At 38.8% G+C, this 6,213-nt stretch carries 4 protein-coding genes, 1 tRNA gene and 1 pseudogene; 1 reads left to right on the forward strand and 5 read right to left on the reverse strand.

Annotation, left to right across the window (positions count from 1 at the left end; all coding sequences use genetic code 11):
* Positions 1-6: 6 nt before the first annotated feature.
* On the reverse strand, positions 7-1,050 hold the full coding sequence (locus tag AWW78_RS04445) for a hypothetical protein (protein ID WP_075426096.1): 1,044 nt from the start codon (positions 1,048-1,050) through the stop codon (positions 7-9).
* Positions 1,051-1,193: 143 nt separating this feature from the next.
* On the opposite strand from AWW78_RS04445, the gene AWW78_RS04450 reads away from it, so the two are divergent.
* A tRNA-Arg gene (locus AWW78_RS04450) sits at positions 1,194-1,268 on the forward strand.
* Between the two features lie 201 nt (positions 1,269-1,469).
* Here AWW78_RS04450 and AWW78_RS04455 read toward each other — a convergent pair.
* From AWW78_RS04455 to AWW78_RS10715, 4 genes and pseudogenes are all read right to left on the reverse strand, one after another.
* Positions 1,470-2,339, reverse strand: coding sequence for a radical SAM protein (locus tag AWW78_RS04455; RefSeq protein WP_102134806.1), 870 nt, complete (start codon positions 2,337-2,339; stop codon positions 1,470-1,472).
* A 33-nt stretch (positions 2,340-2,372) separates the two neighbouring features.
* Positions 2,373-4,550 (reverse strand): M16 family metallopeptidase, encoded by a 2,178-nt coding sequence (locus tag AWW78_RS10705; RefSeq protein WP_276325942.1) that lies wholly within the window; start codon positions 4,548-4,550, stop codon positions 2,373-2,375.
* A gap of 9 nt (positions 4,551-4,559) precedes the next feature.
* Positions 4,560-5,189: a M16 family metallopeptidase gene (locus AWW78_RS10710; RefSeq protein WP_075426098.1), complete on the reverse strand. Its 630-nt coding sequence runs from the start codon at positions 5,187-5,189 to the stop codon at positions 4,560-4,562.
* A 74-nt stretch (positions 5,190-5,263) separates the two neighbouring features.
* Positions 5,264-6,193 (reverse strand): annotated as a pseudogene (locus AWW78_RS10715) (alpha/beta hydrolase family protein).
* Between the last annotated feature and the right edge of the window lie 20 nt (positions 6,194-6,213).

The raw sequence follows: 6,213 nt of genomic DNA on the forward strand, positions 1-6,213 counted from the left end.
TTTATTTTATTTCCTCCCGTACCTCATTTCAAATTCATAACTCCTAAATACCTTCACTTCAGGATATTCCTCCTGCAAATAAAGTTCAACTTCCGGTGTGAAATGATAACCAACTATAAAAACATAGACATCGGCATTTAGATAACTTCTCAACCTTTCTCTCTTCTTGACAAGCTTATCAACCTCACTCTTACTTGGCCTCGACTTGCATTCACCGATCACATAAACCTTTTCACCATTTCTTCTTCCCTCAATATAAATGTTGACCTCATCATATCTCCCATCCGGATAGACAATGTTCTTCCGCCCTACTACTTCGGCTTCAATTCCATATTCATCTCTTGCAAACTCCTTCATCATATAAAGCATAACCTTATCCTCAAGCCCATATCCAACTGTATCAGAAATACCAGCAAGTATCTCCCTTGTCCTCTGATGCTCAGCTATAAGTTGATTTAATCTCTCCTCAGTCTTCCTTTGTGCCTCAGCAAGCTGATCTACCCTTTGAGCAAGCGAATTGATGCTCTCTTCAGTCTTCCTCTGTGCCTCAGCAAGTTCATCCACTCTTTGAGCAAGCGAATTGAGCCTCTCTTCCGTTTTCCTCTGTGCCTCAGCAAGTTCATCAACTCTTTGAGCAAGTGAACTGAGCCTCTCTTCCGTCTTTCTCTGCGCCTCAGCAAGCTGATTTATGCTTTCCCATACCCTCTTAAAATTCTCCTCAGTTGTCCTCTCAAATGCATCCAACCTCTCCTCAGTTCTCCTCTGCGCTTCAGCAAGCTGATCTACTCTAATTGTGAGTTGATTTATAGCCTCCCATACCTTCCTAAAGTTCTCCTCGGTCATCTCTCTAAACAATACAAACTCCTCTTGTGTCCTTCTCTGCGCTTCTGCAAGGGAAAGAACATTTTCACTAAGTTGTCTAACTATTTCCTTCAAACCCTCGAAATCATCTCGCTTCACATATGTGATCCGGATCCTTTCGTCAACTAACTTTGTTATTTCCTCAATTAATTCCGGAGTTATCTTTATGCCCTTCCTCTGCTTTCCCATCTGAAGTTTGCGATTTGAATTTCTACTTTTTTAAAGTTAAAAAAATCGTTCCTAAAAAAACAACTTTCTAAACCTAAAGTACCACACCTCAGATTTGTTGATTTTTTTCTTCTCTTTTTTTAATTTTAAAAAAAATTCACTTCGCCCCTGTAGCTCAGCATGGATAGAGCAGCGGTTTCCTAAACCGCGTGTCGCAGGTTCGAATCCTGCCAGGGGCACTATCTCAAATCAGCAAATGAACATTCCCAATATAAACTCTTTTCAAGCCCCCTGAAATCGCTGCATCCACACATTCCCTCATCAACTGTTTTGATGTCACTGGGAGATCGCAAAGATAAAACTGCGGATAAAATGCAAGCAAGGAGTAGGGGATGTTTTTATCAAATTGAGCTATGAATTTGGCAATTTGATAAACCTCTTCAGCATCGATATATCCGGGTATAACAAGTGTACTTGCAACAACAAGTGGGGGGCTCGGGACGTTGACTTATAAATCGACAAGCAAATTCAAAATTTTCCAATGTCCTACGATTACTTACACCGCACAAAGCTATATTTAAGTTTTCATTGTATGCCTTTATATCAAATTTTATACAACCACCTGACTCAAGAGATAACTTAACGGCAACCTCAAGAAATTTCTTATTCATATTTCCGTTCGTCTCCCAACAAATTCGAACATCGTTTCTCTTTCTCAAAATTATCTTTGAAGCATTAATCGCATGAACCACCTGCGTAGATGGATCCCCACCGAAATAACAAACGCAAAATGTCTCATCATCAACGACATCCGCAAGCCCATCCGCAGAAATTTTTCTCGCCCTTTTTATATTTGTCTCCCTGAAATGCCAATTTTGACAAAATAAACAATTGAAACTGCAACTTCTGTAAAACACAGCTAAATTCTTTTTCCCGCTTTGCTTTGAGCCATCGCAAACCCAGCTAGCAACACAATTCGTTGGCAAAGGATCAAAATACCAATCAAGTAACCCATTATTTGATGTGCCAGCAAGATGAAATAATTTTCCTCCAAAATTCACTCGCAATCCACAATACCCAACTTCACCCTCAGATAAACTACACTCGTTGCCACAGATTTTACAAGTGACACTTTTATCAAAAGTTGAATGTGGAATTTGAGAAGGAAGGTTAAATTCTGCTCTCGTTTGGGCGTGAAATTTAAGAATCTTCTCAACTACATTGTCTTTATTTTTGCGTATACAATTGATGCAAGCATTAAAAACCTTTGAAACAAAATTTCTTTCACCACAAATACTACACGGGCTCATATAAACCGGGCGGGATAAACCCGCCCATAAAATTTATTTTTCAAAAACCTCGTCAACCGACATTATTCTGAAATTTTCCGGCTTGGCATTTAACCTATACTCTTGTATTATCTTATCCTCCTCAAGAATCGACTGTGACACGGGGCTTACATAAGATATTGGGCTTGGCTTATTTGAAACTAAATCCTGCATATATGACTGCGCATCCTTCGTCACAGCAACTATTTTGATGTTTTCAAAGTTAAGATATTTCCTTATCGCATTGTTAACATCCTCAACTGTTAACTTGGGAAGTTCCTTCTGAATTTTATCAATGAAATATTCAATCCCATACCAATCGGAGTCCATCATATAGCCAAGCCGTCTGTTAAGAGTTTGGACCCACAACTTCGAATAGTTCAGCAAAAATTCCCTCGTCGACTCGAAATCTTTTTCACTTAACCCATTCTTAACCAAAATCTCAAGTTCCCTTATCGCCTGCCTTAAAACGAAATGCCTATTTTTATTTTCAACGGGCCTTATCCAAACGCTAAAATATTGCTGTCTCCTTGGTATGTTTGGAACTGGAAAAGTTGAACCGCCATCTTGGACGAAATGCTCAATATACGAGTAATCGCCATAGTTTAAACCACGCTGACCCCTTATCTTTTGCATCAAAATGCCATTGAAAGTTCTATGTTCCCCAAAGTATGAATTTGCAACCATCAAAGCGTAGAAATCCTTATGAGAGCGATTAATTGAAATTGGAAATCCAAATGATATCGCCGTTGAGCGTGTTTCCTTCTCAATCAAAAGAAATTCAAGCCCATTAATTTTCTTCGGCTCCGGCAACTTAACTGGCTCAGGTTTCCCCAAAGGAAGTTTTGAAAAATCTTTCTTTATCTTTTGAATTAAACTTTTTGGGTAACCGCCAGCAATTCCAAACGTTATATTACCTTGCGTGAAATATTTTTTATAAAAGTTTTTCACATCCTCCAGCGTAATGTTGTTTAATCCCTCAACAGTTCCAAACTCCGGAGAATGATAAGGATGATCTTCGTATATAAACCAAACAAGGGCTTGTTTCCCAAGCTCTTCATCATCCCCGCTTCTTATCGTTGCTCTAATGTAGTTTAACAACAAATCCTTATTTCTTTTGAAATCTTGTTCATCAAACCTTGGATTTAAGATCAAATCGGAGAAAATTTTGTAAAATTTTTCAAGGTGATCTCTGTGGACCTCGCCAATTATAACGCTGACCTCTTTGTCAAATTGATAACTTATCCTCGCTGCCCAAGGGTAAAGTTTTTCTTGAATTTCTTTGTATGTTAGTTCCTTGGTCCCACCCTGCGCAAGCATTAAAATTGTCAAAGCATTTAACCCCTCCTTCCCCTTCGGATCATTCACAGAACCCGTCCCAATCATTACCCTGAATGTTATTATTGGATAATTTGGACTGTAAAGCTCTTTAATCTTTATCTCCGAATTTTTCGCCGATGAAATTGCCACTGCTAACAACATCAGTAAAATTATTTTGCTTGCTTTCATTTTTTTCTCCTCCGTTAATGTTACTATTGTTCTGTTCTCTTTTGTGAAGTATTTTTTTACTGCATTCATTACATCCTGTGGGGTCACTTTCTCATATAACTGATAAAGTTCGTTTACAGACTCAGGATCACCCGTCAACTGGAAGTAATTTCCAACTACATAAGCGACAGTATTTGGATTATTAAGCGACATAGCAAAAGAATATTTAAGATATGATCTTATCTGCTCAAGCCTTTCTTTGGGAACAGGTTTTGTTTTTAACTCTTCAATTGCATTAAAAATTTCATTCTTCACAGAATCGATTAAATTCTCATTTTTAATTCTGGTCAAAATAGTGAATAAAAACGGATCTCTTCGACTTGGTGCTCCACCTTGAATGAAATCAACCCACTGCTTTTCAATTACAAGTTTTTGGTAAAGCGGAGCAGTTCTGGAAAAAAGAAGCTCGGAGACGAAATCAATGGCAGCGCGCTCAATATTTTTAGTTGAAAACTCTGGAACATGATAACCTATAGCAAGGTAAGGCAATGTTTTACCCTTCCACCCGATATGGCCAACTCTCTCTTCCGTCTGTGGTGGCTCAACAGGAATTTCAGGTTTGTAATTTCCTCTTTTCCATCCACCGTAATACTTTTTAACAAGTTCGATTAACTTCTTTTGGTCGAAATCACCAACGACAACAATTGCACAATTTTACGGGCGATAATATCGATCAAAAAATTGCAAACTATAATCGTATTGATTCGGCATATCAAGTATGTCTTTTAAAAATCCTATCGTTGTATGCTTATAAGTGTGGGTCGTAAACGCAAGATCTTGAAGCTTTTCGTAAAGGGGAAGGAACGGACTTGAAGCACTTTTGTTATACTCACCCAAAATTGCGCCCGCCTCGGTCTTGAACTGCTCCTCTGTGTACTTCAAGTTCATAAAACGATCGGACTCAATATCGATGATTGTCTCAAGCGCATCACTACTTGCAACAATGTGATATGCTGTCCAATCAGCAGTTGTGAAAGCATTCGAATCAGCCCCAAGCCGTTTTAAAATATCGTTATAAACCTGTTCCGGATATTTCTCCGTCCCACGAAACATCATATGCTCAAAAAAGTGAGCAAAGCCGGTTTTCCCGGGCTCAACTTCATTCCTTGAACCAGCTCTGACAACAGTGTAATAAGCTATTATCCCTGGCGAATCAAAAGGAACGGAAAGCACAGTTAACCCATTTTCAAGAACAACCTTGTTAATTTTGAAAGGAAAAATTTTATTTTGTGAAATCGCAAGGTTAGAGATAAGAAGCATAAGTAAAACGATTGATTTTTTCATTTTTATTTTTCGTTTTTGTTTTAAAGTTTAAAAAATCCGAAGCTAAAATCAGCAACTTAACTCAGTCAATCAAATTATTTTTCCATCGTCAGCTTAGCGTCTCGACCAAGATGTTTATTAAACCAAGCAATTATTCTCTTGCCAATATCAGCAATGAATTTTGGCTCTTGGACACCGTGCGGAGTGCGTGGATAAATTATCATCTCCGTTGGACACCCTTGCCTCTTCAAAGCATTATAAAATTCTTTACCTTGAGAAATTGGAACCCTTACATCAGCCTCACCATGAATTATCTGAGTTGGGGTCGTTACCCCCTTAACATTAAAGATCGCAGAATGCCTCATATAAACATCCAATCTATCCCAAAACTCACCTGAAAAATAATCTGGCAAGAAACTCGGTATGTCAGCTGTGCCTGTAAAGCTTATTAAATTTGTTACCCCTGCACCAACGCTTGCGGCTTTAAATCTCTTCGTCTTAGTCACAATAAACGATGTCATATAACCGCCGTAGCTCCATCCAGCAACACACAAGCTCTACGGATGCACAATCCCAAGTTCAATCAACTTATCAACTCCAGCCATTAAATCATCATAGTCCCCAAATCCCCAATCGTTATAATTCGCAAATCTAAACTCTTTACCATAACCACTGCTACCTCTTGGATTTGGTCTCAGCACGACATAACCCTCTTGAGCAAACGCCTGAATAGGATAAACCGCACCAGCCGCTGTGAAATTCTGTGTGAAAACACCAGCTGGGCCACCATGAACTAAAAGCACCAAGGGGTATCTCCTCCCCTTTTCATAATTTACAGGATAAGTGACAAGCCCTTCAATCTCAAATTTCCCATCCTTTGATTTCCATGTCAAAATTTCGGTTTTGCCCATTGGAAGTTTCGGGAAGTCGGAATTGACATCTGTTAACTTCTTCGGCTCAAACTTTTTCAAACTCGTTATATAAACATCCGGTGGTGTCTCAGAATTTTGGTAAACAAACGCCATTGCAGTTCCATCTAAGCTAA

It is taken from the genome of Candidatus Kryptonium thompsonii (assembly GCF_001535985.1).
Lineage (GTDB): Bacteria > Bacteroidota > Ignavibacteria > Kryptoniales > Kryptoniaceae > Kryptonium > Kryptonium thompsonii.